Source organism: Peribacillus cavernae (assembly GCF_003989135.1).
GTDB lineage: Bacteria > Bacillota > Bacilli > Bacillales > DSM-1321 > Peribacillus > Peribacillus cavernae.
The window spans coordinates 1-23,925 of sequence record NZ_RYZZ01000004.1; the positions used below are offsets into that span (position 1 = coordinate 1).

Annotated in this window: 24 protein-coding genes and 21 tRNA genes; 32 read left to right on the plus strand and 13 right to left on the minus strand. The window is 42.7% G+C overall.

Annotation, left to right across the window (positions count from 1 at the left end; genetic code table 11):
* Nucleotides 1-41 precede the first annotated feature (41 nt).
* From ELQ35_RS02680 to ELQ35_RS02780, 21 genes are all read left to right on the plus strand, one after another.
* A tRNA-Val gene (locus ELQ35_RS02680) sits at nt 42-117 on the plus strand.
* Nucleotides 118-126: 9 nt separating this feature from the next.
* Nucleotides 127-202 (plus strand) — tRNA-Thr (locus ELQ35_RS02685).
* 52 nt (nt 203-254) lie between these two features.
* Nucleotides 255-330: transfer RNA gene (locus ELQ35_RS02690), tRNA-Lys, on the plus strand.
* 82 nt (nt 331-412) lie between these two features.
* Nucleotides 413-497 (plus strand) — tRNA-Leu (locus ELQ35_RS02695).
* 6 nt (nt 498-503) lie between these two features.
* Nucleotides 504-575: transfer RNA gene (locus tag ELQ35_RS02700), tRNA-Gly, on the plus strand.
* 15 nt (nt 576-590) lie between these two features.
* A tRNA-Leu gene (locus ELQ35_RS02705) sits at nt 591-679 on the plus strand.
* Nucleotides 680-687: 8 nt separating this feature from the next.
* Nucleotides 688-764, plus strand: a tRNA-Arg gene (locus tag ELQ35_RS02710).
* A 7-nt stretch (nt 765-771) separates the two neighbouring features.
* Nucleotides 772-848: transfer RNA gene (locus ELQ35_RS02715), tRNA-Pro, on the plus strand.
* Between the two features lie 11 nt (nt 849-859).
* Nucleotides 860-935 (plus strand) — tRNA-Ala (locus ELQ35_RS02720).
* Nucleotides 936-965: 30 nt separating this feature from the next.
* A tRNA-Met gene (locus ELQ35_RS02725) sits at nt 966-1,042 on the plus strand.
* Between the two features lie 15 nt (nt 1,043-1,057).
* A tRNA-Ile gene (locus tag ELQ35_RS02730) sits at nt 1,058-1,134 on the plus strand.
* Between the two features lie 14 nt (nt 1,135-1,148).
* Nucleotides 1,149-1,241 (plus strand) — tRNA-Ser (locus ELQ35_RS02735).
* A gap of 179 nt (nt 1,242-1,420) precedes the next feature.
* Nucleotides 1,421-1,494 (plus strand) — tRNA-Met (locus ELQ35_RS02740).
* A 5-nt stretch (nt 1,495-1,499) separates the two neighbouring features.
* Nucleotides 1,500-1,576: transfer RNA gene (locus ELQ35_RS02745), tRNA-Asp, on the plus strand.
* Between the two features lie 39 nt (nt 1,577-1,615).
* A tRNA-Phe gene (locus tag ELQ35_RS02750) sits at nt 1,616-1,688 on the plus strand.
* Between the two features lie 22 nt (nt 1,689-1,710).
* A tRNA-His gene (locus tag ELQ35_RS02755) sits at nt 1,711-1,783 on the plus strand.
* An 11-nt stretch (nt 1,784-1,794) separates the two neighbouring features.
* Nucleotides 1,795-1,868, plus strand: a tRNA-Gly gene (locus ELQ35_RS02760).
* Nucleotides 1,869-1,880: 12 nt separating this feature from the next.
* Nucleotides 1,881-1,957: transfer RNA gene (locus ELQ35_RS02765), tRNA-Ile, on the plus strand.
* A gap of 1 nt (nt 1,958) precedes the next feature.
* A tRNA-Asn gene (locus ELQ35_RS02770) sits at nt 1,959-2,033 on the plus strand.
* A 3-nt stretch (nt 2,034-2,036) separates the two neighbouring features.
* Nucleotides 2,037-2,127: transfer RNA gene (locus tag ELQ35_RS02775), tRNA-Ser, on the plus strand.
* Nucleotides 2,128-2,130: 3 nt separating this feature from the next.
* Nucleotides 2,131-2,202 (plus strand) — tRNA-Glu (locus ELQ35_RS02780).
* Between the two features lie 103 nt (nt 2,203-2,305).
* On the opposite strand, the gene ELQ35_RS02785 is transcribed toward ELQ35_RS02780, so the two are convergent.
* Nucleotides 2,306-3,073: a TraR/DksA C4-type zinc finger protein gene (locus tag ELQ35_RS02785; RefSeq protein WP_126863318.1), complete on the minus strand. Its 768-nt coding sequence runs from the start codon at nt 3,071-3,073 to the stop codon at nt 2,306-2,308.
* A 129-nt stretch (nt 3,074-3,202) separates the two neighbouring features.
* Nucleotides 3,203-4,141, minus strand: coding sequence for a 1,4-dihydroxy-2-naphthoate polyprenyltransferase (locus tag ELQ35_RS02790; protein WP_126863319.1), 939 nt, complete (start codon nt 4,139-4,141; stop codon nt 3,203-3,205).
* A gap of 299 nt (nt 4,142-4,440) precedes the next feature.
* Between ELQ35_RS02790 and ELQ35_RS02795 the strand changes: the two genes are divergently transcribed.
* From ELQ35_RS02795 to ELQ35_RS22495, 6 genes are all read left to right on the plus strand, one after another.
* A complete protein-coding gene (locus ELQ35_RS02795) occupies nt 4,441-5,847 on the plus strand; it encodes an isochorismate synthase (protein ID WP_246025948.1) in 1,407 nt (468 codons plus the stop codon).
* Entirely contained in the window at nt 5,840-7,597 is a 1,758-nt protein-coding gene (gene menD / locus ELQ35_RS02800; RefSeq protein ID WP_126863321.1) for a 2-succinyl-5-enolpyruvyl-6-hydroxy-3-cyclohexene-1-carboxylic-acid synthase, read from the plus strand. The genes ELQ35_RS02795 and menD overlap by 8 nt, the downstream gene beginning before the upstream one ends.
* Nucleotides 7,594-8,400 carry a 2-succinyl-6-hydroxy-2,4-cyclohexadiene-1-carboxylate synthase gene (gene menH, locus ELQ35_RS02805; RefSeq protein WP_126863322.1) on the plus strand — a complete coding sequence of 269 codons (807 nt, stop codon included), beginning with the start codon at nt 7,594-7,596 and terminating at the stop codon, nt 8,398-8,400. The genes menD and menH overlap by 4 nt, the downstream gene beginning before the upstream one ends.
* A 39-nt stretch (nt 8,401-8,439) precedes the next feature.
* On the plus strand, nt 8,440-9,258 hold the full coding sequence (gene menB, locus ELQ35_RS02810) for a 1,4-dihydroxy-2-naphthoyl-CoA synthase (RefSeq protein WP_126863323.1): 819 nt from the start codon (nt 8,440-8,442) through the stop codon (nt 9,256-9,258).
* A 368-nt stretch (nt 9,259-9,626) separates the two neighbouring features.
* Nucleotides 9,627-11,117, plus strand: coding sequence for an o-succinylbenzoate--CoA ligase (locus ELQ35_RS02815; RefSeq protein ID WP_126863394.1), 1,491 nt, complete (start codon nt 9,627-9,629; stop codon nt 11,115-11,117).
* 300 nt (nt 11,118-11,417) lie between these two features.
* A complete protein-coding gene (locus ELQ35_RS22495) occupies nt 11,418-11,564 on the plus strand; it encodes a hypothetical protein (protein WP_185861639.1) in 147 nt (48 codons plus the stop codon).
* Nucleotides 11,565-11,740: 176 nt separating this feature from the next.
* Here the strand turns inward: ELQ35_RS22495 and ELQ35_RS02820 are convergent, their stop codons facing one another.
* Both ELQ35_RS02820 and ELQ35_RS02825 read right to left on the minus strand, forming a co-directional pair.
* A complete protein-coding gene (locus ELQ35_RS02820) occupies nt 11,741-12,448 on the minus strand; it encodes a response regulator (RefSeq protein ID WP_126863324.1) in 708 nt (235 codons plus the stop codon).
* Nucleotides 12,441-14,051 carry an ATP-binding protein gene (locus ELQ35_RS02825; protein ID WP_126863325.1) on the minus strand — a complete coding sequence of 537 codons (1,611 nt, stop codon included), beginning with the start codon at nt 14,049-14,051 and terminating at the stop codon, nt 12,441-12,443. Before ELQ35_RS02825 ends, ELQ35_RS02820 begins: the two co-directional genes overlap by 8 nt.
* Before the next feature lie 101 nt (nt 14,052-14,152).
* Here ELQ35_RS02825 and ELQ35_RS02830 point away from each other — a divergent pair, with 101 nt between their 5' ends.
* Nucleotides 14,153-15,208, plus strand: coding sequence for a DctP family TRAP transporter solute-binding subunit (locus ELQ35_RS02830; protein WP_185861640.1), 1,056 nt, complete (start codon nt 14,153-14,155; stop codon nt 15,206-15,208).
* 40 nt (nt 15,209-15,248) lie between these two features.
* On the opposite strand, the gene ELQ35_RS02835 is transcribed toward ELQ35_RS02830, so the two are convergent.
* From ELQ35_RS02835 to yidD, 3 genes are all read right to left on the minus strand, one after another.
* On the minus strand, nt 15,249-15,404 hold the full coding sequence (locus tag ELQ35_RS02835) for a DUF1540 domain-containing protein (protein WP_126863326.1): 156 nt from the start codon (nt 15,402-15,404) through the stop codon (nt 15,249-15,251).
* 144 nt (nt 15,405-15,548) lie between these two features.
* The gene (locus ELQ35_RS02840; protein WP_126863327.1) at nt 15,549-16,484 is read right to left on the minus strand and encodes a metal ABC transporter solute-binding protein, Zn/Mn family; all 936 of its coding nucleotides are present in this window, start codon (nt 16,482-16,484) and stop codon (nt 15,549-15,551) included.
* A gap of 236 nt (nt 16,485-16,720) precedes the next feature.
* A complete protein-coding gene (yidD, locus tag ELQ35_RS02845) occupies nt 16,721-16,957 on the minus strand; it encodes a membrane protein insertion efficiency factor YidD (RefSeq protein WP_126863328.1) in 237 nt (78 codons plus the stop codon).
* Between the two features lie 190 nt (nt 16,958-17,147).
* On the opposite strand from yidD, the gene ELQ35_RS02850 reads away from it, so the two are divergent.
* Complete coding sequence (locus ELQ35_RS02850) at nt 17,148-17,621, plus strand: S-ribosylhomocysteine lyase (protein WP_126863329.1); 474 nt, start codon at nt 17,148-17,150, stop codon at nt 17,619-17,621.
* 62 nt (nt 17,622-17,683) lie between these two features.
* On the opposite strand, the gene ytzI is transcribed toward ELQ35_RS02850, so the two are convergent.
* Nucleotides 17,684-17,836, minus strand: a complete 153-nt coding sequence (gene ytzI, locus ELQ35_RS02855) for a YtzI protein (protein ID WP_126863330.1) — start codon at nt 17,834-17,836, stop codon at nt 17,684-17,686.
* Nucleotides 17,837-18,005: 169 nt separating this feature from the next.
* Here ytzI and ELQ35_RS02860 point away from each other — a divergent pair, with 169 nt between their 5' ends.
* Complete coding sequence (locus tag ELQ35_RS02860) at nt 18,006-18,446, plus strand: Dps family protein (protein WP_126863331.1); 441 nt, start codon at nt 18,006-18,008, stop codon at nt 18,444-18,446.
* 112 nt (nt 18,447-18,558) lie between these two features.
* Here ELQ35_RS02860 and ELQ35_RS02865 read toward each other — a convergent pair whose 3' ends face one another.
* Nucleotides 18,559-18,816, minus strand: coding sequence for a DUF6154 family protein (locus ELQ35_RS02865; protein WP_126863332.1), 258 nt, complete (start codon nt 18,814-18,816; stop codon nt 18,559-18,561).
* Nucleotides 18,817-19,129: 313 nt separating this feature from the next.
* Between ELQ35_RS02865 and ELQ35_RS02870 the strand changes: the two genes are divergently transcribed.
* On the plus strand, nt 19,130-19,465 hold the full coding sequence (locus ELQ35_RS02870) for a hydrolase (RefSeq protein ID WP_185861642.1): 336 nt from the start codon (nt 19,130-19,132) through the stop codon (nt 19,463-19,465).
* Nucleotides 19,466-19,508: 43 nt separating this feature from the next.
* Here the strand turns inward: ELQ35_RS02870 and ELQ35_RS02875 are convergent, their stop codons facing one another.
* Complete coding sequence (locus tag ELQ35_RS02875; protein ID WP_126863334.1) at nt 19,509-20,375, minus strand: DUF6612 family protein; 867 nt, start codon at nt 20,373-20,375, stop codon at nt 19,509-19,511.
* Nucleotides 20,376-20,487: 112 nt separating this feature from the next.
* Here ELQ35_RS02875 and ytkD point away from each other — a divergent pair, with 112 nt between their 5' ends.
* Nucleotides 20,488-20,961, plus strand: a complete 474-nt coding sequence (ytkD, locus tag ELQ35_RS02880) for an RNA deprotection pyrophosphohydrolase (RefSeq protein WP_126863335.1) — start codon at nt 20,488-20,490, stop codon at nt 20,959-20,961.
* Nucleotides 20,962-21,195: 234 nt separating this feature from the next.
* On the opposite strand, the gene ELQ35_RS02885 is transcribed toward ytkD, so the two are convergent.
* From ELQ35_RS02885 to ELQ35_RS02895, 3 genes are read right to left on the minus strand one after another with little or no spacing between them, the layout of a single operon-like run.
* Nucleotides 21,196-22,002 (minus strand): ABC transporter permease, encoded by an 807-nt coding sequence (locus ELQ35_RS02885; protein WP_126863336.1) that lies wholly within the window; start codon nt 22,000-22,002, stop codon nt 21,196-21,198.
* On the minus strand, nt 21,980-22,762 hold the full coding sequence (locus ELQ35_RS02890; RefSeq protein ID WP_126863337.1) for an ABC transporter ATP-binding protein: 783 nt from the start codon (nt 22,760-22,762) through the stop codon (nt 21,980-21,982). The genes ELQ35_RS02885 and ELQ35_RS02890 overlap by 23 nt, the downstream gene beginning before the upstream one ends.
* 13 nt (nt 22,763-22,775) lie before the next feature.
* The gene (locus ELQ35_RS02895; protein ID WP_126863338.1) at nt 22,776-23,771 is read right to left on the minus strand and encodes an ABC transporter substrate-binding protein; all 996 of its coding nucleotides are present in this window, start codon (nt 23,769-23,771) and stop codon (nt 22,776-22,778) included.
* Nucleotides 23,772-23,925: the final 154 nt, after the last annotated feature.

Sequence of the window (23,925 nt, forward strand, 5' to 3'; positions counted from 1 at the left end):
ATCTCCCCCTGTGAGAGTAGGACGTCGCCAAGCTTACATATGGAGGATTAGCTCAGCTGGGAGAGCATCTGCCTTACAAGCAGAGGGTCGGCGGTTCGATCCCGTCATCCTCCACCATATTTATTGGCCGGTGTAGCTCAATTGGTAGAGCAACTGACTTGTAATCAGTAGGTTGGGGGTTCAAGTCCTCTTGCCGGCACCATTTACTTACCGATGTTGTACGAGCTAACTTGCTCGATCGACTATATGAAGTTGAGCCATTAGCTCAGTTGGTAGAGCATCTGACTTTTAATCAGAGGGTCGAAGGTTCGAGTCCTTCATGGCTCACCATTTCTAGAAGTGAGAAATCGGAAGTCAGATTGAAAGCTTGATTTTTTTGAAGGAATTGCTTAAATCTCTGACATCTATACTTGCGGGTGTGGCGGAATTGGCAGACGCACCAGACTTAGGATCTGGCGCCGCAAGGCGTGGGGGTTCAAGTCCCTTCACCCGCACCATTAAATGCGGAAGTAGTTCAGTGGTAGAATACAACCTTGCCAAGGTTGGGGTCGCGGGTTCGAATCCCGTCTTCCGCTCTATTTCCTACTTTTGCCGGGGTGGCGGAACTGGCAGACGCACAGGACTTAAAATCCTGCGGTAGGTGACTACCGTACCGGTTCGATTCCGGTCCTCGGCACCATTTATATTGCGCCCGTAGCTCAATTGGATAGAGCATCTGACTACGAATCAGAAGGTTGTAGGTTCGACTCCCGCCGGGCGCACCATATTTTACGGGAAGTAGCTCAGCTTGGTAGAGCACTTGGTTTGGGACCAAGGGGTCGCAGGTTCGAATCCTGTCTTCCCGACCATTTCCGATAGTGGGGCCTTAGCTCAGCTGGGAGAGCGCCTGCCTTGCACGCAGGAGGTCAGCGGTTCGATCCCGCTAGGCTCCACCAATATCACATCATAACCATATATTTTATTTTGGCGGCGTAGCTCAGCTGGCTAGAGCGTACGGTTCATACCCGTGAGGTCGTGGGTTCGATCCCCTCCGCCGCTACCATAATATAAAATATTGGGACCTTTAGCTCAGCTGGTTAGAGCAGACGGCTCATAACCGTCCGGTCGTAGGTTCGAGTCCTACAAGGTCCACCATTTTTTCAATATACGGAGGAATACCCAAGTCCGGCTGAAGGGATCGGTCTTGAAAACCGACAGGGGTGTTAAAACCCGCGGGGGTTCGAATCCCTCTTCCTCCTCCATATTTTCTAAATATCGTATAATTGTATAATTTTTATTATCGCGGGGTGGAGCAACGAGCAATACTTCACCGAATAAACGGCGAGTTGTAACGATCGAAATGCTTCTTGATTAACTTCCTGAGATCGGGACAGTCAAAGAAAGACATAGTGCATAAGCAAAATTATATCATTATTACCGTCGCGGGGTGGAGCAGTCCGGTAGCTCGTCGGGCTCATAACCCGAAGGTCGCAGGTTCAAATCCTGTCCCCGCAATCATTGGTCCGGTAGTTCAGTTGGTTAGAATGCCTGCCTGTCACGCAGGAGGTCGCGGGTTCGAGTCCCGTCCGGACCGCCATTTTTATGTTCATTAAATTATTTTCAGATTGTCATATATGGCTCGGTAGCTCAGTCGGTAGAGCAAAGGACTGAAAATCCTTGTGTCGGCGGTTCGATTCCGTCCCGAGCCACCTTTTTTAAAAAAATTCTTTGGCGGTTGTGGCGAAGTGGTTAACGCATCGGATTGTGGTTCCGACATTCGTGGGTTCGATTCCCATCAGTCGCCCCTTTCTAAATGCGGGTGTAGTTTAATGGTAAAACTTCAGCCTTCCAAGCTGATATCGTGGGTTCGATTCCCATCACCCGCTCCAATAATTTTGAATGGGCCTATAGCTCAGCTGGTTAGAGCGCACGCCTGATAAGCGTGAGGTCGATGGTTCGAGTCCATTTAGGCCCACCATTCCGCAGTAGCTCAGTGGTAGAGCATTCGGCTGTTAACCGAACGGTCGTAGGTTCGAGTCCTACCTGCGGAGCCAATCGGGGAAGTACTCAAGAGGCTGAAGAGGCGCCCCTGCTAAGGGTGTAGGTCGCGTAAGCGGCGCGAGGGTTCAAATCCCTCCTTCTCCGCCAGCCGGCCCCTTGGTCAAGCGGTTAAGACACCGCCCTTTCACGGCGGTAACACGGGTTCGAATCCCGTAGGGGTCATATGAAAAAGGATGTATACTCAGTATACATCCTTTTTTCGTATGTTTTGCGATCCTTCCATTAAAAGGAATCAGCGATTTTTCCTGATATTGACCACTTCTTACTACTTGCCTTTCTCTCTTTTTTCATCATTCACATAACCATCTGTACGTTTATACGGCACATTTCCCAATGGGGACTCGATGTGTTCATTATCCAGTGCTTCTTCATATTCCTTTTCCTGTTTGGAAGGATATGCTTTTTTGTTCTTACCGTCAATATCATTGCCCAGAAAGCTTTCGTATTCCTCGGTAAAACCATCGTTTTCATCCTCGTTCTTATATAGTGTATCGTAGGATTCATGGTCGCCTGTATAGTCAGATGGAGTCTCAGAGGTACCAAAACGGGCCACTTCCCCGAAGCTGTCTTCTTTGTCGTTGATTTCATTCCCTTTCCTGCGATTCTCAAAATGATCTCCATGTGAAGGTTCTAAAACCTCCTCTTCCACAGGACGGTCTTTTCCAGGTCTTTGCTCTGGTGCATGGTCTACACAATATAGGCTGGTTGGGACCGCTTCTAATCGTTCAAAACGTATTTCTTTGCCGCATGTTCTGCATGTACCGTAAGAACCATTCTCGATTGCCTCCAGGGCAGAATCAATTTTCTTAATTTCCGCCTCGGCATGGTCATCAATCGCCATGTTTTTTTCACGTTCGAATAATTCTGTTCCCATATCGGCAGGATGGTTATCATATGCAGAGAGTTCGCCGACAGAATCGCTCTGGCTTGTATCCATCAAGGTATCTTCGTCTTGCTTGATCCTATGCTGTAATTGTTCTTTATTATTTAACAATTCTTTTTTTAGAATAGTGATTTGTTCTTTAGTGGCCATAGTTGACACTCCTTATGATTATTTATTATTAGTATTATATATTTATACCCGAATCATTAGAGATGGAAACAAAGCAGATTATTCAACAAAAAGATACCCTTGCCAGCAGGCAAGGGTATGGAAGGAAGCTTATATGAAATAGCTAATAAATAAACCGATGGATAAAAGAAAACCAAAGATTGTATTAGTTTGCGCAGTTGCTTTCATGGCAGGCATCATTTGAGTCGGAATTGTTTTCCCGATAAATCCTTTTGTTGCTTTAATAGCTTTTGGGACACTTAAAAATACCAACAATACCCAGGGTGATACAATTCCCATGGCGGTCAATCCAATTATCCACATATAGGAAACTGTAAACATTCCTCCAAGAAGAGATACAGCCTTTTCCCTGCCTATTAAAATGGCTAACGTTTTTCTGCCATTTTTCTTGTCGCCATCTAAATCCCGGATGTTATTGGAAAGGTTGATTAATCCTACTAGGATACCGATAGGAATAGCAACTAAAATCGATACAGTTGACACATTTCCTGTTTGGATAAAAAAAGAAAGCAAAATGATGAGAAAGCCCATAAAAAGTCCTGCAAAAATTTCTCCAAAAGGTGTTGATGAAATCGGCCAGGGTCCGCCGGTATATAAATAGCCTGTTGCCATACAGATCAAGCCGATAAGAGCCAGCCACCATGAAGATTCCATACATATATATACACCTATCAATGTAGCAATGCCGTATAGAGAGAGGGCAAGTCTTAAAACAATGCTCGGAGACATACCATCTCTCACGATGGCACCTCCAATTCCGATTGATTCTGCATTATCGAGTCCTCGCTTGAAGTCATAATATTCGTTAAACATATTGGTAGCCGCCTGTATAAGCAAGCAGGCAATAAGCATGGCGATGAACAATGGGATATTGATATCACTTGTCTGAATAGCGAGTGCCGTACCAATCAATACCGGGACAAATCCCGCGGTTAATGTATGTGGACGAGTCAGCTGCCATAAAACTCTCCAGTTAGGTTTGTTATCCTGGAGGAGTGGAGCTGAATCTGTATGAATTCGAGTTTGCATTTTTTCTCTCCCCTGAAAATATATTTATATTTCAAAACTATATCGAGAAACTAAATGTGTACGAAACGTTACAGAATAAGTTTAGAAAAACAAAAGGGCGGTGTCAATGCCTTTTTTGGCATAAATAATGGAATTGGCCTATTTCCTGTCGAGTTTTCATTACGAATTAAATATTAGGGAGAAAAGATGGTTGAAATTGTATGCAAGGGGGCCTGAATGATTGACATGAAGTTAAATCGGGGTGTATCTTTAAATAGGTTTGTATAGCTTTTTAAATGGAAAGGATAGGGGGATTTTTCTTGGCAATCTCACATGAAACTGAGCTGATTGAAGGGCTTAAAGCAGCACTGGATGAAGCGAAAAGAAAAAAGCATAAAATCCTGTTCAGTGAAGTTGTAGAAGTTGATAATATCAGCCCCCTTTCATTTTATCAAGTAGGAAGAGAACAATATATAGGTGAACGCTTTTTTTGGCAAGATCCTAACAAAGATATTATCATTGCGGGTTTAGGTAAGGTTGAGAAAATCCAGGTGTCCGCGGCTGATTCACGGTTTATGGAAGTGGAAGCCAGTTGGACTGCTCTTATCGAAAATGCGGTAAAAACGGGCATTCTTGAAAAAGAGGGGACAGGGCCGTTATTGTTTGGAGGCTTTTCTTTTGATCACAATAAAAGCAATTCCCTTCTTTGGGATCAATTTGGGGATAATTTATTCTATATTCCTGCATTCATGTTATCTATTGTGAAGGGACAAGCATATCTAACAACCAACCTTATTTGTTCACCAGAAGACCATGTACAGCTCTTCATAAAAATGATAAATGAACGGGATACATTATTAAGCGGTTCAGTCAATTTTGGAAATGGGCATCATGAAATTATTGAACAAAGAGAAATCGCACCTGAACACTGGAAATATACCGTTGCAAACACGATAGAGGAAATCAAGGGTACGGATTTGAAAAAACTGGTGCTGGCCAGAGAAATGCGGCTTATTTTTAATCATTCAGTCCTTTCAGAGCAAGTGCTGCAGAAACTAGCTGTCGAACAACAAACAAGTTTTGTATTCAGCCTCGAGACTGGCAGTGATTGCTTTATCGGTGCTTCCCCTGAAAGATTAATTAAGAAGACAGGCAATGAAATGTTTTCAACATGCCTGGCAGGATCTATTGCCAGGGGTAAAACCAAGCAAGAGGACGACAGGCTTGGATATGAATTACTGCATGATCAGAAAAACCTTGTCGAACACCAATACGTGGTTTCCATGATTGGAGAGGCAATGAAGTCAGTGTGCAGCTCGGTGAATATTCCCAAAGCACCTGCGCTTATGAAAAACCGGCACATTCAGCATTTATATACACCTGTAAAAGGGATGTGCAATAGGTTTGTATCTATTTTTGAAATGATTGAAAAGCTCCATCCTACGCCAGCACTTGGCGGTTTACCGAAAGAAAAAGCAGTAAGACGGATTCGTGAAGTTGAGCAGCTTGAACGCGGGTTTTATTCAGGACCTATAGGATGGACAGATTCCTACGGGAACGGTGAATTTGCGGTAGCAATCCGTTCGGCATTGTTGCAGGGTAAGGAAGCCTCCCTTTTTGCTGGCTGCGGCATTGTCGAAGATTCAACGCCTGAAGGGGAGTATAACGAAACTTCGATTAAGTTTAAACCGATGTTAAGCGCTCTGGGAGGAAATCTGCATGAATGACAGAGAAGCAATAACCGCATATATCGCATCTTTTGTTGATGAGCTTGCCCGAAACAATATAAAACATGTTGTCGTGAGTCCGGGGTCAAGGTCGACTCCCCTTGCATTGGTGCTTGCTGAACATCCTGATATTACAATTCATTTGAATATTGATGAACGGTCGGCTGCTTTTTTTGCCCTCGGGTTGGCAAAGGCGCTTCATGAACCGGTAGCGATGGTCTGTACATCAGGAACGGCAACAGCCAATTATTATCCCGCAATAATTGAAGCGTATTACTCGAGAGTGCCGCTCCTCGTCTTGACTGCTGACCGGCCTCATGAACTTCGGGATGTGGGTGCACCTCAGGCAATCGACCAAATTCATTTGTACGGTAAGCATGTTAAATGGTTTGTCGAAATGGCGATCCCTGAGCACACGGAGGAAATGATTAGGTATGCGAGAACAATTGGAGCACGGGCATTGGCGACGGCTGCAAAAGAGCCGGCAGGGCCGGTGCATTTGAATTTCCCGCTTCGTGAACCGCTTGTTCCGCTTATGGAGACTGTAAAGAATTATCGAATCAACGAGAAAGCACAATCATCTGCAGCAGCCGTAGAGGGTGGGGAATTAATACTAGCTTCCATGCAGCTGCAAGCGATGGCAGAGACATTATCAGAATCTAAACGGGGCATCATTATTTGCGGAGAATTGAGAAATGATGAAATGAAGACAGCTATTATTTCTTTGGCAGAAAAGCTTTCCTTTCCCATTTTAGCTGATCCTTTATCGCAACTAAGAAGTGGAAGCCCGGGCGGTGAAAATATTATCGACTGTTATGACACATTTCTGCGTGGTGAAAATGCATCCAGGCTGTTCAATCCGGATTTAGTGCTTCGCTTTGGGGCCGTGCCTGTTTCAAAAGCGCTGTTGTTATATTTAAAAAAGCATCGGAATACCAGACATCTTGTAGTGGATGGCGGTGCAGGGTGGAGAGAGCCGGCCGGACTTGTTACAGATATGATTTACAGCAACGAAATCTTTTTTTGCAACAGCATTGGGGAACATATCGAACAAAGAGAAAAAAGTTCGTGGCTGGGCAGATGGCGGCAAGTAAATGACGCCACAAAGAACGCACTTGAATCCATTCGTGATGAAGAAGAGTTAAGTGAAGGCAAATTGTTTATCCTGCTTCAAGACTTAATGCCGAATAAGTCTCATTTATTTGTCGGAAACAGTATGCCAATCAGGGATTTGGATACATTCTTTTTTTCCAACAACAAAGAAATCAGAACGTTCGCCAATCGTGGTGCAAACGGAATTGATGGCGTGGTTTCTACTGCTCTTGGTGTTAGTACTGTTTTAGACAACACGGTGTTAGTCATCGGCGACTTAAGTTTCTTTCATGATATGAATGGGCTGATGGCTGCTAAGCTGCAGCAGACAAACATCACGATTTTGCTAATTAATAACGATGGCGGCGGGATTTTTTCCTTTTTGCCGCAAGCTTCAGAAAAAGATTACTTTGAGACCTTGTTCGGGACTCCGCATGGTCTTGATTTTTCACATGCCGTTGCCCTTTACGGTGGCAAATACACCAAGGTTTGCTCCTGGGATGAATTTAAGGAAGCATTCACGAATTCCTTTGAAATTCAGGGATTAAAGGTCATTGAAGTTCCAACCGCCAGAGAGACAAATGTCTTAAAACATCGAGAATTGTGGAGTTATGTTTCCCAGGAAATAAAGGAAGCATTAAATGAGGAAATAAAATGAAAATTGTCAGCAAGGATGTCGCGTATCATGTTGAAATAAGGGGTGAAGGTGAGCCGTTGCTGCTTTTGCATGGCTTTACCGGAAGCCTCGAAACATGGCATTTTCTTGTTCCTATATTAGGTTCAAGATACAAGCTTATTTTGGTTGATATCATCGGACACGGAAATACCGACTCCCCCATTGACTATAGACGGTATGAGATGGAAAAAGCAGCGGGAGATCTGCAACACATTCTCCACACCCTAGAGATGGAGAAAGTACATATCCTTGGCTATTCCATGGGCGGCAGGCTCGCCTTAAGCTTTGCCTGTTTGTACCCGCAATATGTAAATAAATTAATTCTTGAAAGCGCTTCTCCCGGCCTTTTAACAGAGGAAGAAAGACAAATAAGGCAGAAGATAGATAAAGAGCTCGCTGAGCGAATTATATGTGATGGATTGGCGGAATTCATTGATTACTGGGAAAACATCCCCCTATTTGCTACCCAAAAAAATTTGCCTGGCGAAAAGAAAATGAATATTAAAAGACAACGCCTTTGGAACTCGGAAACAGGCTTAGCTAACAGCCTGATTGGTATGGGTACCGGTTCTCAGCCTTCCTGGTGGGAGAGTCTGCAAAACATTGACTTACCTGTCCTGCTTGTAACCGGTGAATTTGATGAAAAATTTTGCCGGATTGCAGAAAATATGCAAAAATTAATGAAACATGGCGATTGGAAAATAATAAAAGGTACCGGACATGCAATACACGTGGAAGTTGATGAAAAGTTTGGTAAAATAATAAGTGAGTTTTTGTCCCACTAATAAGTTTTACCTTATCGAAAGCATAAAGGAGGAGAAATAATGACAATTGAATGGGCAACTGTTCGTGAGTATGACGAAATTCTTTATCAATCGTACAATGGAATTGCAAGAATTTCTATTAATCGACCTGAGGTACATAATGCATTCACTCCTAAGACGGTTATGGAATTGATCGATGCATTCTCAAGAGCAAGAGATGATTCCACTGTTGGTGTGATTATCTTGACTGGTGAAGGTGAAAGAGCATTCTGTTCTGGCGGTGACCAAAGCGTGCGGGGGCATGGCGGATATGTTGGCGACGACGAGATCCCGCGTTTGAATGTCTTGGATCTGCAACGTTTAATCCGGGTCATTCCTAAACCTGTTGTAGCCATGGTTGCTGGTTACGCCATTGGCGGCGGCCATGTGCTTCATGTTGTCTGCGACTTGACGATTGCAGCTGACAATGCTGTTTTTGGCCAAACCGGACCAAAGGTAGGAAGCTTTGACGCAGGCTACGGTTCAGGCTACCTTGCCCGTATCGTTGGTCATAAGAAAGCCCGTGAAATCTGGTACCTATGCCGTCAATACAGCGCCCAGGAGGCACTTGACATGGGTCTGGTAAATACAGTCGTTCCTTTAGAGCAATTGGAAGAAGAAACGGTTAAATGGTGTGAAGAGATGCTTGAGAAGAGCCCGACCGCTCTCCGATTCTTGAAAGCAGCCATGAATGCTGATACCGATGGACTTGCTGGCATTCAGCAGTTCGCAGGTGATGCAACGCTGCTTTACTATACAACAGAAGAAGCAAAAGAAGGCCGTGACGCATTCAAAGAAAAACGCAAACCCGACTTTGGACAATTCCCGCGCTTTCCTTAAGAAAAGCAGAAGCGCCTTGTAAAAGGAACGTCGACTAAGAGCCGCCATGTCCTGTGGCGAACATCGACGTCAGCGCGTCCTGCGCAAGTCCGACAAGCATAAGAAGAGCAGCTGTATGGGGGCGATTTCCTCCCCATCAGATGCTTGGCTTATGACCTCGAGGCCGACTAAGATCGCCACCTCCTTATGTCTTCGTCGGCACTAGCACGTCCTGTGCATCGAGGCTAGGAGCTGGAGCTGGACATTTAATAAAAGCAGAAGCGCACTTGAGGATATCATTTTATAAACAGCTTGACGGAAAACCCGTCGAGCTGTTTTCTTATCATGACGGAATTGGAATTCTTGCAGAAGGAGAAAGATGAATAATGATGACAGCAGAAAGATTGCCAAATTGGCTGCGAAAAAGAGCGGAGCTATCACCCGACAGAGTTGCTGTGGAATTCGATAACCGCTCATATACATTTGACGAGCTTAACAAAATGGCTGAGGAGACTGCTAGAAAACTTGCCTCAAAAGGAATTCGATATGGAGATATATGTGCAGTTTTAATGCGGAATCATATCGACAGCGTAGTGATGCTTCACGCTCTTTTCTATTTAGGAGTTAAGATTGTCATGCTTAACAACAGGTTGACACCTAATGAATTAACCTGGCAGATCATAGATAGCCAGTCCGAATGGTTCATTTCCGAAGAACATTTTTCTAAGAAGCTCAAGCAGATTGACAAAGGACTTTCAGGAGTAAAAATTCTAAAAAAAGAGGAAATCCGGCTGTTCACTGGAATGGATGAAGCAAGGATACAAGAGGAATTTATTTTGCAGGAGACGGCCACCATCATGTATACATCAGGTACCAGCGGAAACCCAAAGGGTGTGATTCAGACGTTTGGTAACCATTGGTGGAGTGCGATGGGGTCTGTTTTGAATCTTGGACTGACGGAAGAAGATTGCTGGTTTTGCGGAGTGCCAATTTTTCATATAAGCGGGCTATCGATCTTTATGAGAAACGTAATTTATGGAATGAAGGTAATACTTGTCGAGAAGTTCGATGAAACAGAAGTAAATGCAATGATCCAGCAAAAGGGAGTCACCATCATTTCGGTAGTGACGGCGATGTTAAACAGGGTGCTCCTGGATTTAGGGAACAACAGCTACCCCGACAGTTTTCGCTGCATGCTGCTTGGCGGGGGTCCTGCACCAAGACATTTACTTGACGAATGTAAAAGCAAAGGAATCCCTGTATATCAAACCTATGGCATGACAGAGACATCCTCACAGATTGTGACACTTGCCCCTGAGTACAGCATGACGAAAATTGGCTCTGCCGGAAAGCCACTTTTTCCTTCGCAGTTAAAAATTGAAGTAGAGGGCCGCAAAGCAATGCCGGATGAGCCGGGGGAAATCGTGGTATCGGGACCTAATGTTACAATGGGTTATTTAAACAGGGAAGAAGAAACAGAAAAAGCAATAAAGAATGGCTGGCTTTATACTGGTGACATCGGTTATTTGGATAGTGAAGGTTTCTTATATGTTATGGACCGTCGCTCCGACTTGTTCATTTCAGGGGGGGAGAATGTGTATCCTGCCGAAATTGAATCCATTATCAGTCAGCACCCTGCCGTATTTGAAGCGGGGGTTACTTCAACAGATGATGAAAAATGGGGGCAGGTTCCCGTTGCCTTTGTCGTAGTACACGAAGATACAGAGACTGACGAAAAAGAGCTGATTTCGTACTGTAAACAGCATCTGGCTGCTTATAAGGTGCCAGGGCAGATTATATTCTGCAGCTCATTGCCGCGCAACTCATCCAATAAACTGCTAAGACGGGAGCTAAAAAAATCGCTGGGGGCGAGAAAATGAATCTTGTCGCTCTGTTGGAGTTCCTGATAAACCGGTAAATAGGGTTTGAGGTTAATAAACGGCAAGCAATGATAACATATCAGGAGACTTTTCAACGCTAAAAGAGTAAACATTTTATTTGTCAAAACCGACAGGGTTCACCATCTCCAAAAGCGGATTTTCATCTAAAGAAAAGATGCTTTTCACAGCCCGTTTTTAATGAAAATGGGCGATTGCCGATTTTTTTTGCCGAAGACTTTTAGATATAATGATGATATCAGCGACAGAAAGAATTAAAGGCAGGGAGTTGACTTTTACTTGATGAAAAAAGCTTACCTTATTGCAGAAATTCTTTTGGAAAGAGGGATGCCAGTATCTGTTGTGAAAGAGATTACTGATCTGGGCGAGTACGAGATTCAAGTATTACAAAGAAAATGGACGGCAGGCAGCCAGCCTACCGGGTTATAACAGCTATAAGTTTAAGATGAATATTAAAAGAGACCGGAATTAACCCAATGAAGCCATAATATTCATACTCCCCAAGTAAATCATTCCGGTCCATTCCTTATTTTAGCCGCAGATCGTCTCATTGAACCCATTAGAATAGGCTGAATTTCGAAGTTTCTTCAGGAACCAAATTCAATTTACATATGCTTTTTTAAAATATATTTATTAATCGGCCGGCCGATGCTGCCGTACTGAGTGTCCAAATGAAGCACTCCCTGGCCTTTGAGATAATCGAGATATCTCCTCGCGGTAACGCGGGCAATGCCTATTCCATCAGCCACTTCTTCCGCGGACAAGGAGCTGGCCTGGAGGTTCAAAAATTCGATGATTTGGTTAAGCGTCGCTTCATTCAATCCTTTCGGGAGTGCTTCTTTCGTTCGTTGGTCAGCGGAATGGCCCTGATCCTTTTGGAAGATCATCTTATCCAGTTGTGACTGAGAAAGAGGATTATCTTTTTGGACCTGTGTCCTGAAACGATAATACTTTTCCAGTGTTTGCTTGAGCCGTTCGAATTTGAATGGCTTAATTAGATAATCAAATGCACCGTTTTGGATCATCTTTCTTATCGTTTTTTGATCGTTTGCGGCAGAGATAACGATTACATCGACATCAGCTTGCTGTTTTCTGATTTCATAGAGAGTGTCAATTCCATCCTGTACGGGCATGAATATATCGAGAATCACGAGATCAGGGGGACTGTGCATGATCTTCCTTAGTCCTTCCTGGCCATTGGAAGCAACATCCGTCACTTTAAAACCATTGACTCGCTCGATAAACTGTTTGTTCACTTCTTGCACCATTGGATCGTCTTCAATCAGCAGTACGGATATTGATTCCTTAATCACGGGACCCCTCCTTAGATTTTTTCATAGGGAATGCTACATAAAAAGCGGTTCCTTCGCCCGGTTCGGAAGTGACTGAAATTTCCCCGCTGCCTTTTTCAACAATTTGTGAGATCAGGTATAAGCCGATACCTGAACCTTCCGTTCCTTTTGTGGTAAAGCCATATTCGAATATTTGCCGTTCGATGTCATCAGGAACACCGCTTCCATTATCCTCGAGAACAATTTCACACGTTTTTTCATTCTGGTTTATATACAAATAGACTTGCTTTTTATCCCGTTTTATATCTTTTAAAGCAGCAAAAGCGTTTTCAATCAAATTGCCAAGAATGAGAACGAAATCATGGTGGTCCAATGCCTCTGGAAAACGGTCAAGGCTAGTATTTCTGTCAATCAGCAATTCAATCCCCAGCTCCTTTCCGCGTGATACTTTGCTGATAAGCAATCCGGCAATGCTTTCATGATGGATATTCTTGCTTAGAAACCTTGTCAGTTCTTCCTGCTCTTCGGTTATTTGAAAAACATAGGCAAGAGCTTCATCAAGCGTTCCGAGCTGTATCAAGCCTGCAATCGTATGCAATTTGTTCATATGCTCATGATTTTGCACCCTGAGGGCTTCCACGAACATCTTGACTCCGGTAAGCTCTTCAGCAAGCTTGGTAGCATCGGTCCGTTCTTGGAAAATCGCAACCGCCCCTATTGTATTATTTCCAACCTTGATTGGGACCCGGTTGGATACAATGTTGCGGTACTGAACCGAGATCTCCTGATTATAAATCGGCGAAGAACGCTCCAATATCTCTGGAAGCCGGGTATCAGCAATGACCTCACGAATCTTTTTTCCAATTACATCCCCACTGATGTCAAACATCTTCATGGCCTTAGCGTTAAAAACGGTAATGTTTTCGTAATTATCAATCGCAATCACACCCTCATGCATCGCGTTAAATGCTTCAGTCCTCTCCACAAGCATCCGCGATATTTGGTGGGGCTCCAGCTGAAAGGTTTGCTGCTTAATATGCCTGGCCAGAATCCATGAACCGGCAGCTCCAAACAGCAGCGTCAGGAATAATAGCATAAAAATATCTGTTTTTAATTCTGATAGCATTTCCGCAAAAGTGGGCAGGATGCTCCCTACCAAGGCAACGCCTACCTGTTGATTATCATTATTCAATATGGGAACAAAAGCACGTACGGAAATACCGAGATCTCCTTTTGCCTTTGATAAATATTCATGCTCAGCAAAAGCGGCGCTTTCATCCTTGCCGTGTGAAACAGTCCCTAATTTGCTGTACATTGGATGCGAATAGCGGATGCGTTCCTGATTCATGACGACTATATAATCAGCTCCATGAATGATCCGGAGATTTTCTATGATTGGATGTAATGTATGCCACCCTTCCGGTTCTTGCACTAGCTCCTGAGCCTGGGGCAGCTCGGCGATTGTATGGGCAGTGATCATCAAACGCCTGCCCAATTCATCTTCTTTAAGGGAAACGGCCTTGCCGAGCAGAATAATGCCACCGATAAAGATAGAGAAAGCCACGATGCCTAAAGAAAGTAAGGTAATCTTTAATTGGATCGGCATGTGAAAGGATTTGTCCATAATGCTCGCCTCCGTCATTTCTACAATAATTCTACCATGAAAAAAACTCTATGATACAATAGTTTTACGGTTATCCGATTTATGATAAAGGAGAGGGAAGAATGCGTTCCTTTTGGGGATTTTTCATATTGATTTTACTTGGTTTAGGGATAGCATCGGTCATTGTTTTTCATTCATTTTCATCCGAGGAGCAGCTGGTGGAAGATGATGAACAACAAGGGATAAACGATCAAATCATTATTAAGTTCAGCCACGTTGTCGCCGAAAATACCCCAAAAGGATTGGCAGCCCAGCGGTTTGCAAGGCTTGTGGAGGAATATACAGAACACAGAGTGAAGGTAGAGGTATATCCGAACCAGTCCCTTTACAGCGATGGGGAAGAAATCAAGGCACTGCAACGAAATGAAGTGCAATTGATTGCGCCTGCTACCTCGAAAATTACTGAATTGTCGCATAAATGGCAGCTGCTCGACCTCCCATTTATATTCCCAAATGCCGCTGCCTTAAAGGAAGCTCTCACTGGAGAAGTTGGGGTTGAGCTTTTAAAGGCATTGGAGGAACAACAGATTAAGGGCCTTTCCTTTTGGTCCAATAATTTCAAGCAGATTACCAGCAATTCACCAATCCGCCATCCTTCCGATCTTAGTGGGAAAAGCTTCCGCATTATGTCGAGTAAAGTGTTGGAAGAGCAATTCGAACATTTTGGAGCGACAACCTCGATTACGGGTTTTAATGACACGTTCAAAAATCTTGAGAAAAACAGGCAGGACAGCCAGGAAAATACGATTACAAATATCAATTCAAAAAAGCTTTACCAGGTGCAAAAATATATGACAATCAGTGATCATGGCTATTTAGGATATGCGGTCATGGTAAATAAACCATTTTGGGACGATCTACCGGGAGATATCCAAACAGACATACAAAAAGCGATGGATGAAACATCCAATTGGCTCTGGCTGAAATCAGAAGAGATGAATAAGCAGCAAATGCAGGAGATTAAAGCAAAATCCAATATAAAGATATACACCTTATCCGAAAGCGAAAAACGTGAGTGGATGGAGGAAATGACTGTAGTATATGAACAATTCGAGCCGTCGATAGGGAAAGATCTTATGGACAGGATGCAAAAGATCCGGCAAAAATATATTCGGTAAACAATAAAAGGGTAACCAAATGCTGGTTACCCTAAAAAAATTAAATTTCAGGTACAAATGTTTTACAATCTGTTTCTTCACTGTTGGATGCTTCTTTTCCTTTATGGCTGACCACATAAATAGCATCCGCCTGACATTTGTTTCCCGATCCCCAATATTTGCAATTATTGACTTCACAAAGAACATCTTGAGCCATGTGATCCACTCCTTGCGTTGTTTTATGATGGTACAATTATAGGGTGAATCAAAAAGCTGTTGTTCATACTGCGATTCGGTTGTTGAAAAACTGGGAAGGGAACCAAAAAGAGTTGATTGCAGGATACGCATCATTTCTCCTTTTCTAATGCAAGGCAGTTTTTAGTGTCTCTGCGTTCCGGTTCATCAGGCTGAAATAATCCTCACCACTCTTGATATCCTTTTCCGTTAAAACCGATAAATTATGCAGGGTTAACGATTTTGCGCCAATTTGCTTCTGGATGGTTTCTGTTAGCTTGGAGCTTACATTTTGTTCAAAGATCACGTAGCGGATATCATTAGCCTTCGCCGTTTTTATGATTTCTTCGAGCTGCCGTTGGGAAGGTTCGCTTGACGCGGAAAGCCCAGTCAAGCTAATTTGTTCAATGCCGTAGCGTTCTTCCCAGTAGTCATATGCACCATGGGAGACGACGATCTTATTCGTTCTCGGATTTTCTGTAGATTTTTTGAACTTATCATCAAGGTCATTTAGCTGGTTCTCTAATGTATGGTAATTAGTTTCGAAGTATTTTTTTTGTTCTGGCATTTGCTGGATTAATTTATCTGTAATGATTTCGGCGATTTCCTTGGAATAGCCAGGGTCAAGCCATAAATGGGGGTTTACATCACCATGGTGATGCCCGTCATCTTCATGTGTGTCATCATGGCCATCCTCATGCCGAAGTTTGATTTTTTCCCCAACGGCAGTTAAATGGACTCCTTCCTGCTTCAATATTGGTTTAGCTTTCGTAACAAAGCCTTCAAGATTGTGCCCGACATAGAAAAATAGGTCTGAATCAGCCATGTTTACAATATCCTTTTGTGATGGCTCAAAGGAATGCTCATCTGTTCCGGGAGGGTATACCGTTTCTACTTCTACGTATTTGCCGCCGATTTTATCGGTAAAGTCCTTTAGTGGATAAACGGTAGTGAAAACCTGTAATTTATCTTTGTTTTTCTTGCCGTTACTATCTTGAGTATTGCAGCCGGACAGAACAAGAATAAAGCTTAGTGAAAATAAAAGGAGTGCCTGTTTTTTCATAGGTATCCTATACCTCCTGTTGAATTCGGATTGATTCCGATTTGATCCGCATTAATTGGCGGTCATTCTCTTCATGTGAGCCGCGTGACTAACACTAGGAAGAAGCGAAGAGTAACTTCGCAACGAGGTGTCGCAACGTCTCACGGGAACAAAAATAATAAACGTAATGATTACGATTTGATCTTTGTATAATACATGATTGTAGGATTGAAGGCAAGATAAATTTAAAAGTCCGATTAGTTTTTGAATTTTTGCTTTTGCTCCGGTACCGGATCAATGCCGCCGGGATGAAAGGGGTGGCACTTCAAAATCCGCTTAATTGTCAGCCAGCTTCCTTTGACGGGGCCAAATCGTTTGATTGCTTCTAGGCCATAGTGAGAACAAGTGGGATAGAATCGACATGTTGGCGGTGTGAGAGGAGAGATCGCAACCTGATAAAACCGAATGATTCCGATAAGAAGTTTTTTTAGCATGAAGGTTTTCTTCCTTTTCATTTAGAGATTGATGTAGATAATATAGCACATTTTATACAAAAAAGGCATGAAAATGCTGCTGGTATTCGGAACGGAAAGAGGTATATTTAATGAATATCAGCCCAAATAGATGAAGAAAATCGGAATTAGAGGTAGAATAGAAATACTTAATGTTAAGGAGTGAATGTGAATGCCTTCAGTAGAAAGCTTTGAATTAGACCATAACGCTGTTAAAGCACCCTATGTAAGACATTGCGGTGTGCATAAGGTAGGAACAGACGGTGTTGTCAATAAATTCGATATTCGTTTTTGCCAGCCTAATAAACAAGCGATGAAGCCGGATTCAATCCATACGCTAGAACATTTGCTTGCTTTTAATATCCGCAAGCATTCCGAGAAATACGACCATTTTGATATTATCGATATTTCGCCAATGGGCTGCCAGACAGGTTTTTACCTTGTTGTCAGTGGGGAGCCTACGGTTTCGGAAATCATAGATGTCCTCGAAGATACAATGAAGGATGCAATTGAAATTACTGATATTCCAGCTGCTAACGAGAAGCAATGTGGGCAGGCAAAGCTCCATGATCTCGAAGGTGCAAAGAAATTAATGCGCTATTGGCTGGAGCAAAGTAAAGAGGATCTTCACCAGGTATTTGCTTAACCTGTTATAACCAAAAGTTCCTGCCGCCTGCGGCAGGAACTTTTTTAGTTAAAGAAAAAACTTTATCGTTCCTTTTTCGGTTCCTTATCTTCTTCAGGAAGGGGATCGATTGGATCGATCGTGTGTTTATAGCCATAGCCTTTATTTATCGTTAATACTGATAACAGCAGGATTACCAAAACAATCAGGATGCCTATGATGATAATGATCTTCATGGAGTGCCCTCCCTTTTTACTTAATAGTTTATCATTTAATTGTGAACCTCTCTACTTAAATCAATGGGATTTGAAGAGCAGTATGGAGCAAAATTCTGTTCAAAAGCAGGAAATATGTTTTAACTTAGAGGAAAAGGGAAATATATAAACTGAATAGGAGGAAGATACTATGTCAAAAAATTTAGTAGACGTTGTTAATAAGGAAATTGCCAACTTTAGCTTGCTTTACACGAAGCTACATAATTATCATTGGTTCGTGAATGGACCGCACTTCTTTGAACTTCATGTAAAATTGGAAGAGCTGTATAATGAAGCTTCCACAAATATCGATGAGTTGGCTGAAAGGCTTTTGGCAATTGGGGAAAAGCCGGTTGCGACCATTCAGGAATTCATGAAATTGACTACACTTGAAGAAGCTACTGGCAACGAATCCACAGAGGATATGGTGCAAAGCGTCATTAACGATTTCGAGAAAATTTCCAAAGAGATGGAAGAAAGCATTGAACTGGCTGAAAAGGCTGAAGATCAGGTAACAAGCGATATGGTTACCGGAATGAAAAAAAGCCTGAACAAACACGCATGGATGCTCCGTGCCTATCTTGGAAAATAACTTAATCCGTCAAAAGCCCCTGCTGTAAAACAGCAGGGGCTTTTGGCGGATTAAAAAGGAAAGCCCTAAAGAAATGGATACCTTAGGGCTGCTATGTAAAAAGTGAACGAGTTTAATGAATATTACGATGATGAAAAGGGGAAGGTTTTGTTTCTTCCAGACTTTCCTGTGCAAACTTTCCTTTTAAAGATTCGATGATATAAATTCCCATAAGATTATTCAGTTCCTGGTCATCCATTTCATGAAGCAGATCTAAAATTTCCTTGCGATTGAGCTGCTCCAAAACAGCAAAAGCAAGCATATCAATATCTTCTTCGTCACCGGTAAGCTTATTCCTGTACAAATTATAAAGATCTTCAATTAATTTCATACGTCTCACCTCACAATTCCTTACTCATTTTAAATAGGATATGTAAAAACTTAGGTTTGTGTACCGGGTTAGATGACGGTTTGTCGTGTTTTATTTTCCTCGTCATAATATATTATATGTTTTACCCTTTGAAGGATACTTTAATCTGTTATTTTACATTTATACAGAAAAGATTGCCAGTAAAAAGAACTTTTTTGTAAGAAGATTATTCCCCTTTTTTTGGATGCTTTTGGAGTCAACGTATGAAGAAGAGCGGAATGAGGAAAACTATTTTTACCAAACGTTTGAAAAGGGGTTGGACTTTTTGTCTGAAATGAAAAACACCTATTATATATACCTGGCCAACGGACAAATATCCCAGGATCGTGAAAGTTCCGAATGGAATTTTAAAATTGAAGCAACCGATGAAGAAATTACCCAGCTCAGAGAATACTTTGACCAAAATTATTCAACGGAGATTGAAAACTTTTATCGTGCCCATGTCCCATATGTGCAGTATCATTATGACCGCGAAAACGATGCCTATGATGAGACCATTCAAAGAATTTATGGAATGATTTATGAGCTGGGTGACGAGGAAGCGAAAAATCATATCGAGAGCATGGGAATATTACATTCGAAACCTACAACAGATGGCTTCTCGCAATGAGAGGCCATCTGTTGTATTAAAAGATAAGGCGCTTACGTTTTTCTTATTTCGTAATATCCATTTCTTGTGCCGATTGTAGAACTTGTTCGGGAACCTCGATGGATTTGATTGCATTAAAATTGCTGAAAGTGCTGTTTGCTTTCTGGTTAATCGCTATGTCTTCATTTGCTTGCTTTGTGACGATTTCCATTTCATTAATCATCTTAGTCGGATTGTAGGTTTCTTTATCAATATAGTATACATAACTAAGGCTTTTAATGTTCATGCCATCACTGAGTTGCAGGTTTTCTGCAAGCTCAGGGCTTAGATTATTCTGTAATTCCTCCTGTAAAAAGGCTTGGAATTTATCTCCTGAAGCGTGTAGAGTTAAAATATAATGAGAATCATCCATTTCGAATGTAATATCCTTGATAAATTCCTGCATCTTCTTTAATTCCGCTAAAGGATCTGCCTGTTTATTTTGTATTTTTAATAGTTCTGTTGTCATATTTTCCGGAAGTTTGATCCACTTTTTCGAGACAGGATCGAATTGAAAGAAACCATCGTCCGTTAGATAACTCTCTGTTTCCTGGGGCGGCTGCCCCTCGACTGTCATCTTCATTTTTTGATAAAGGCTAAGCGGTTTTTTTACGACATCCATCTGAATATCAGACTTAATAGCAAGCGGCTCGGGCTGATCTTTCAAAGTGATCGATTGGTTTAATTCAGAGGCGAGTGACAGGCTTTCAAGCTTATTGGAAGCTTCAATCGTTTTTTCGTATACTTGTTCCAGAGTAAGTGACTTTTCCTTATCTCCACTTTCGGCAGCAGCTTTCTTATCCGGTGAACTTTTGGCAACAGGCTCTGCTTTCTGATTACAGGCACTTAACAGCAGGATCAAAACAGGAATACATAGAAAGAACTTTTTCATTATCTTGCCCCTCTCACTTTGGAATATATATACAGAATAAATGGTTTTTTTGTTTTATGGTATTAATTTGTACAAAATGGTACTTTTTCTCTATGGATTGGAGCGGGTTATTTTGAAACAATTTGTCGATGCCAATGGAAACAAAGTGGAATTTTCGGCTAATGAGAATGCGTTTGGAGAAGCAAGGCATGTGTTAGTTCTATGCCAGTTGGATAATCAATGGGTGCTGACAAACCATACAAAGCGGGGGCTTGAATTTCCCGGTGGCAAGCAGGAGAAAGGCGAGTCGATCGAAGAGGCAGCGAAGAGAGAGGTTTTTGAGGAAACAGGGGGAGTGACAGGTGAATTAGTATATCTTGGGCAATACCGGGTCGATTCTCCTGAGGAGAGCATCATCAAATCAATCTATTTTGCCAAGCTTGAAGAACTAAAGCCTCAAGATCATTATTTGGAAACAAAGGGTCCTGTTTTGTTGCAGCAGTTACCGGATAATCTGAAAGAGGATAACAGATTTAGTTTTATCATGAAAGATGAGATCCTGCCGCTCAGCTTAAAGGCGCTTACGGCCGTAAAAAAAGGAACATAGGGAGATTCCCCCTTTGTTCAAAGGTAAGAAAGTATAACTTTTTGAACTTAGACTGGTGTCTAACCTTACACCTGCCACCCTCGGGTCATAAGCCAATCAGCTGATGGGGAGAAAACCGCTCCCCATGCATCTGCTTGTCTTATGCCTGTCGGGTGTCTCCTTGGCTAATCAATGCTTTAACTGGAGAACAATTGCTTTGTAAGCCAAGGACCGGTGACGGTTTTTCTTTACTTGTCACTCATTTTTAATCAGTTTCCGTTCAAGTAGCTCCACAAGCTGATACATAATCGTGGCAAACACGGCAATGATCATCAGTGAGAGCATAACGAGGTTGAAATTGAATACCTGGAAACCATAAATAATCATGTACCCCAGTCCTTTTTCTGATACAAGGAATTCTCCGACAATGACCCCTACCCACGAAAGCCCGACATTTACCTTCAAGGTTGATATGATTGTTGGAAACGAAGCTGGCAGGATCGCTTCCTTAAACATTTGCGAGCGGCTTGCGCCAAAGGTCTGCAGTACTTTTAAGTAATTTGGATCGACTTCCCTGAACGAGGTATAGACAACAATTGTGGTAATGATGACTGAGATGATGGCGCCCATTGCGATGATCGAAGTGAGGGTAGGCCCGAGTGCCACGATTAAAATAGGGCCAAGCGCCACTTTTGGCATAGCATTTAAGATGACGAGATAAGGATCCAGAATTTTTGATAAAAGCGGCGACCACCAGAGGGTCGCTGCAAGCATGGTCCCAAGCACGGTCCCAAGGATAAAACCGAGCACGGTTTCAAATACGGTAACACTTAAATGGGAAAATAATGTCCCGTCAGTGATTTTAGTGAGAAATAAATTCCACACTTTTGATGGGGAACTAAAGATGAGCGGGTCAATCCATTCTAATCTAGATGATGTTTCCCATGCTCCAAAAAAAACGATGAAAATCAACAGCTGGCAAAATCGGACCCAGCGTTTTTCTCTTAGTAAGGAGGCCTTGTATTGAGCATGGAGGTTTTTAATGTTCACCGATGGTTTCAAGACTTTCAAGCTCCTTCCATATCGTTTGAAATAAGTCTGAATACAGTGGATGGCTCCTTGCTTCGAACGGGGAAAGTGAACGAAGCTCACCGGGAACTGGAAACGCCTTGTGGATCCTTCCCGGTTTCGCTGCAAACAAATAAATCCTGTCACTCATCGCAATCGACTCGCCAATATCATGTGTGACGAGTACGGCTGTTTTCCCGAATACCTTCAGCGTCTCGGAAACCAGGTCTTCAAGTTTCAGCTTGGTCTGGTAGTCAAGCGCCGAAAAAGGTTCATCCAATAATAATATTTTCGGATTGACAGCGAGAGTCCTTGCTAATGCGGCCCGTTGCCTCATTCCACCCGAAAGCTGTTTCGGAAACTGTTTTTCGATATCTTCCAGGCCGAAATCCTTCAGCAGCTTCAGTGCCTTGCTTTTGGATTCAGGATCATCCTGTTTTAACAGTTTTAATCCAAGCGTGATATTTTCTTCGATTGTCTTCCATGGAAATAGATAATCCTGCTGCAGCATATAGCCGATGAAGAAATCTTTATCTCCATGAATCGGTTTATTATCCAACTGGATGTTCCCTGAGGTGGGCGGGAAAAGCCCGGCGATAATCGAAAGCAGGGTCGTTTTCCCGCAGCCGCTCGGACCGAGGAAGGAAACAAATTCCCCTTCCTCAATATCGAGGCTGATATTATCCAAAGCTTCAGTTGCCGACTTTTCTGAAAAATAGGTATGGTGAATATTCTTTATCGATAAAAAACTCATGATAAAGCCTCCCTTATTTAGAGACCTTTTCGGCAAATTCGGTATTTACCAATTTGTTGTAGTCGATGCGCCCTGGCAGCTCCCCGGCTTCGTCCATGATGTCCTGGAGGTTATCCCATTCTTTTTGATCAAGGATTGGGTCTGTTGCAAAGGAGCCCTGGCTTTTATATCGGTCGATTACCGTCTCGATTGTTTCAAGGTCCGTATCTTCGAAAAATGGTTGGATTACTTTGGCTGTTTCTTCTGCACTTTGTTTTTGAACCCAATCCTGGGCTTTTTTCACTGCTCGTGTAAACTTTTCTACCGTTTCCTTGTTCTTTTCCATATAGCTTTGTTTTGTCATAAAGGTGGTGTAAGGAACGTGCCCTGATTCAGTCCCAAATGAAGCTACAATATGCCCTTTGCCTTCTTTTTCAAACACACTTGCTGTTGGTTCAAACAGCTGGACAAAGTCGCCGGTACCGGAAGCAAAAGCAGTAGAGACATTAGCATAGTCAATATTCTGGATAAGCTTCAAATCACCATGCGGATCGATTCCATGCTTTTTCAAAACAAATTCACCGACCATTTGCGGCATACCGCCTTTGCGCTGTCCAAGGAAAGTAGTGCCCTTCAACATATTCCAATCAAAGTTTTCAATCTTTTTTCTGGAAACAAGGAAGGTCCCATCAGTCTGGGTCAGTTGAGCGAAGTTGATGACGGGGTCTTTAGAACCTTGCGCGGCGACATAAATCGAAGTTTCTGAACCTACAAGCGCTACGTCGGCCCCATTTGATAGCAGTGCCGTCATCGTCTTGTCACCGCCTGCTGTTGTCTTAAGGTCAACATCCAACCCCTCTTCCTTAAAGAATCCTTTCTCAAGCGCCACATATTGCGGTGCATAGAAAATCGAACGTGTTACCTCAGCAACCCGCACCTTTTGCATCTCTTCCTTGCCGCATGCTGCGAGGGGAATGATCAGAAGGCAGGTTAGTAAAAAAAAGGCACCGGTTTTTACCCATTTTTTCATGGAAATCCTCCTCAGTATTCATTTTTGATGTATGTGTTGCAGGCCTAACATATCGTATTCGCTATTTAAAAATGTGTGAATGCCCATGGAACATTTTTCAAGTTGAAGTACACAGACTTACCTAAGATAAAAAACATCCGGGCATTTTGAACCG

What these genes read in the sequence shown, in the direction of transcription:
- ELQ35_RS02815 (WP_126863394.1), top strand. Translation starts at nt 9,627, where the DNA reads ATGACAGCAGAAAGATTGCCAAATTGGCTGCGAAAAAGAGCGGAGCTA.
- ELQ35_RS02890 (WP_126863337.1), bottom strand. Translation starts at nt 22,762, where the DNA reads ATGAGTTTTTTATCGATAAAGAATATTCACCATACCTATTTTTCAGAA.
- menH (WP_126863322.1), top strand. Translation starts at nt 7,594, where the DNA reads ATGAAAATTGTCAGCAAGGATGTCGCGTATCATGTTGAAATAAGGGGT.
- ELQ35_RS02895 (WP_126863338.1), bottom strand. Translation starts at nt 23,771, where the DNA reads ATGAAAAAATGGGTAAAAACCGGTGCCTTTTTTTTACTAACCTGCCTT.
- ytzI (WP_126863330.1), bottom strand. Translation starts at nt 17,836, where the DNA reads ATGAAGATCATTATCATCATAGGCATCCTGATTGTTTTGGTAATCCTG.
- ELQ35_RS02835 (WP_126863326.1), bottom strand. Translation starts at nt 15,404, where the DNA reads ATGGCTCAAGATGTTCTTTGTGAAGTCAATAATTGCAAATATTGGGGA.
- ELQ35_RS02790 (WP_126863319.1), bottom strand. Translation starts at nt 4,141, where the DNA reads ATGCAAACTCGAATTCATACAGATTCAGCTCCACTCCTCCAGGATAAC.
- ELQ35_RS02785 (WP_126863318.1), bottom strand. Translation starts at nt 3,073, where the DNA reads ATGGCCACTAAAGAACAAATCACTATTCTAAAAAAAGAATTGTTAAAT.
- ELQ35_RS02860 (WP_126863331.1), top strand. Translation starts at nt 18,006, where the DNA reads ATGTCAAAAAATTTAGTAGACGTTGTTAATAAGGAAATTGCCAACTTT.
- ELQ35_RS02865 (WP_126863332.1), bottom strand. Translation starts at nt 18,816, where the DNA reads ATGAAATTAATTGAAGATCTTTATAATTTGTACAGGAATAAGCTTACC.
- ELQ35_RS02850 (WP_126863329.1), top strand. Translation starts at nt 17,148, where the DNA reads ATGCCTTCAGTAGAAAGCTTTGAATTAGACCATAACGCTGTTAAAGCA.
- ELQ35_RS22495 (WP_185861639.1), top strand. Translation starts at nt 11,418, where the DNA reads ATGAAAAAAGCTTACCTTATTGCAGAAATTCTTTTGGAAAGAGGGATG.
- menD (WP_126863321.1), top strand. Translation starts at nt 5,840, where the DNA reads ATGAATGACAGAGAAGCAATAACCGCATATATCGCATCTTTTGTTGAT.
- ELQ35_RS02875 (WP_126863334.1), bottom strand. Translation starts at nt 20,375, where the DNA reads ATGAAAAAGTTCTTTCTATGTATTCCTGTTTTGATCCTGCTGTTAAGT.
- ELQ35_RS02840 (WP_126863327.1), bottom strand. Translation starts at nt 16,484, where the DNA reads ATGAAAAAACAGGCACTCCTTTTATTTTCACTAAGCTTTATTCTTGTT.
- ELQ35_RS02830 (WP_185861640.1), top strand. Translation starts at nt 14,153, where the DNA reads ATGCGTTCCTTTTGGGGATTTTTCATATTGATTTTACTTGGTTTAGGG.
- ELQ35_RS02870 (WP_185861642.1), top strand. Translation starts at nt 19,130, where the DNA reads ATGAAAAACACCTATTATATATACCTGGCCAACGGACAAATATCCCAG.
- menB (WP_126863323.1), top strand. Translation starts at nt 8,440, where the DNA reads ATGACAATTGAATGGGCAACTGTTCGTGAGTATGACGAAATTCTTTAT.
- ELQ35_RS02825 (WP_126863325.1), bottom strand. Translation starts at nt 14,051, where the DNA reads ATGGACAAATCCTTTCACATGCCGATCCAATTAAAGATTACCTTACTT.
- yidD (WP_126863328.1), bottom strand. Translation starts at nt 16,957, where the DNA reads ATGCTAAAAAAACTTCTTATCGGAATCATTCGGTTTTATCAGGTTGCG.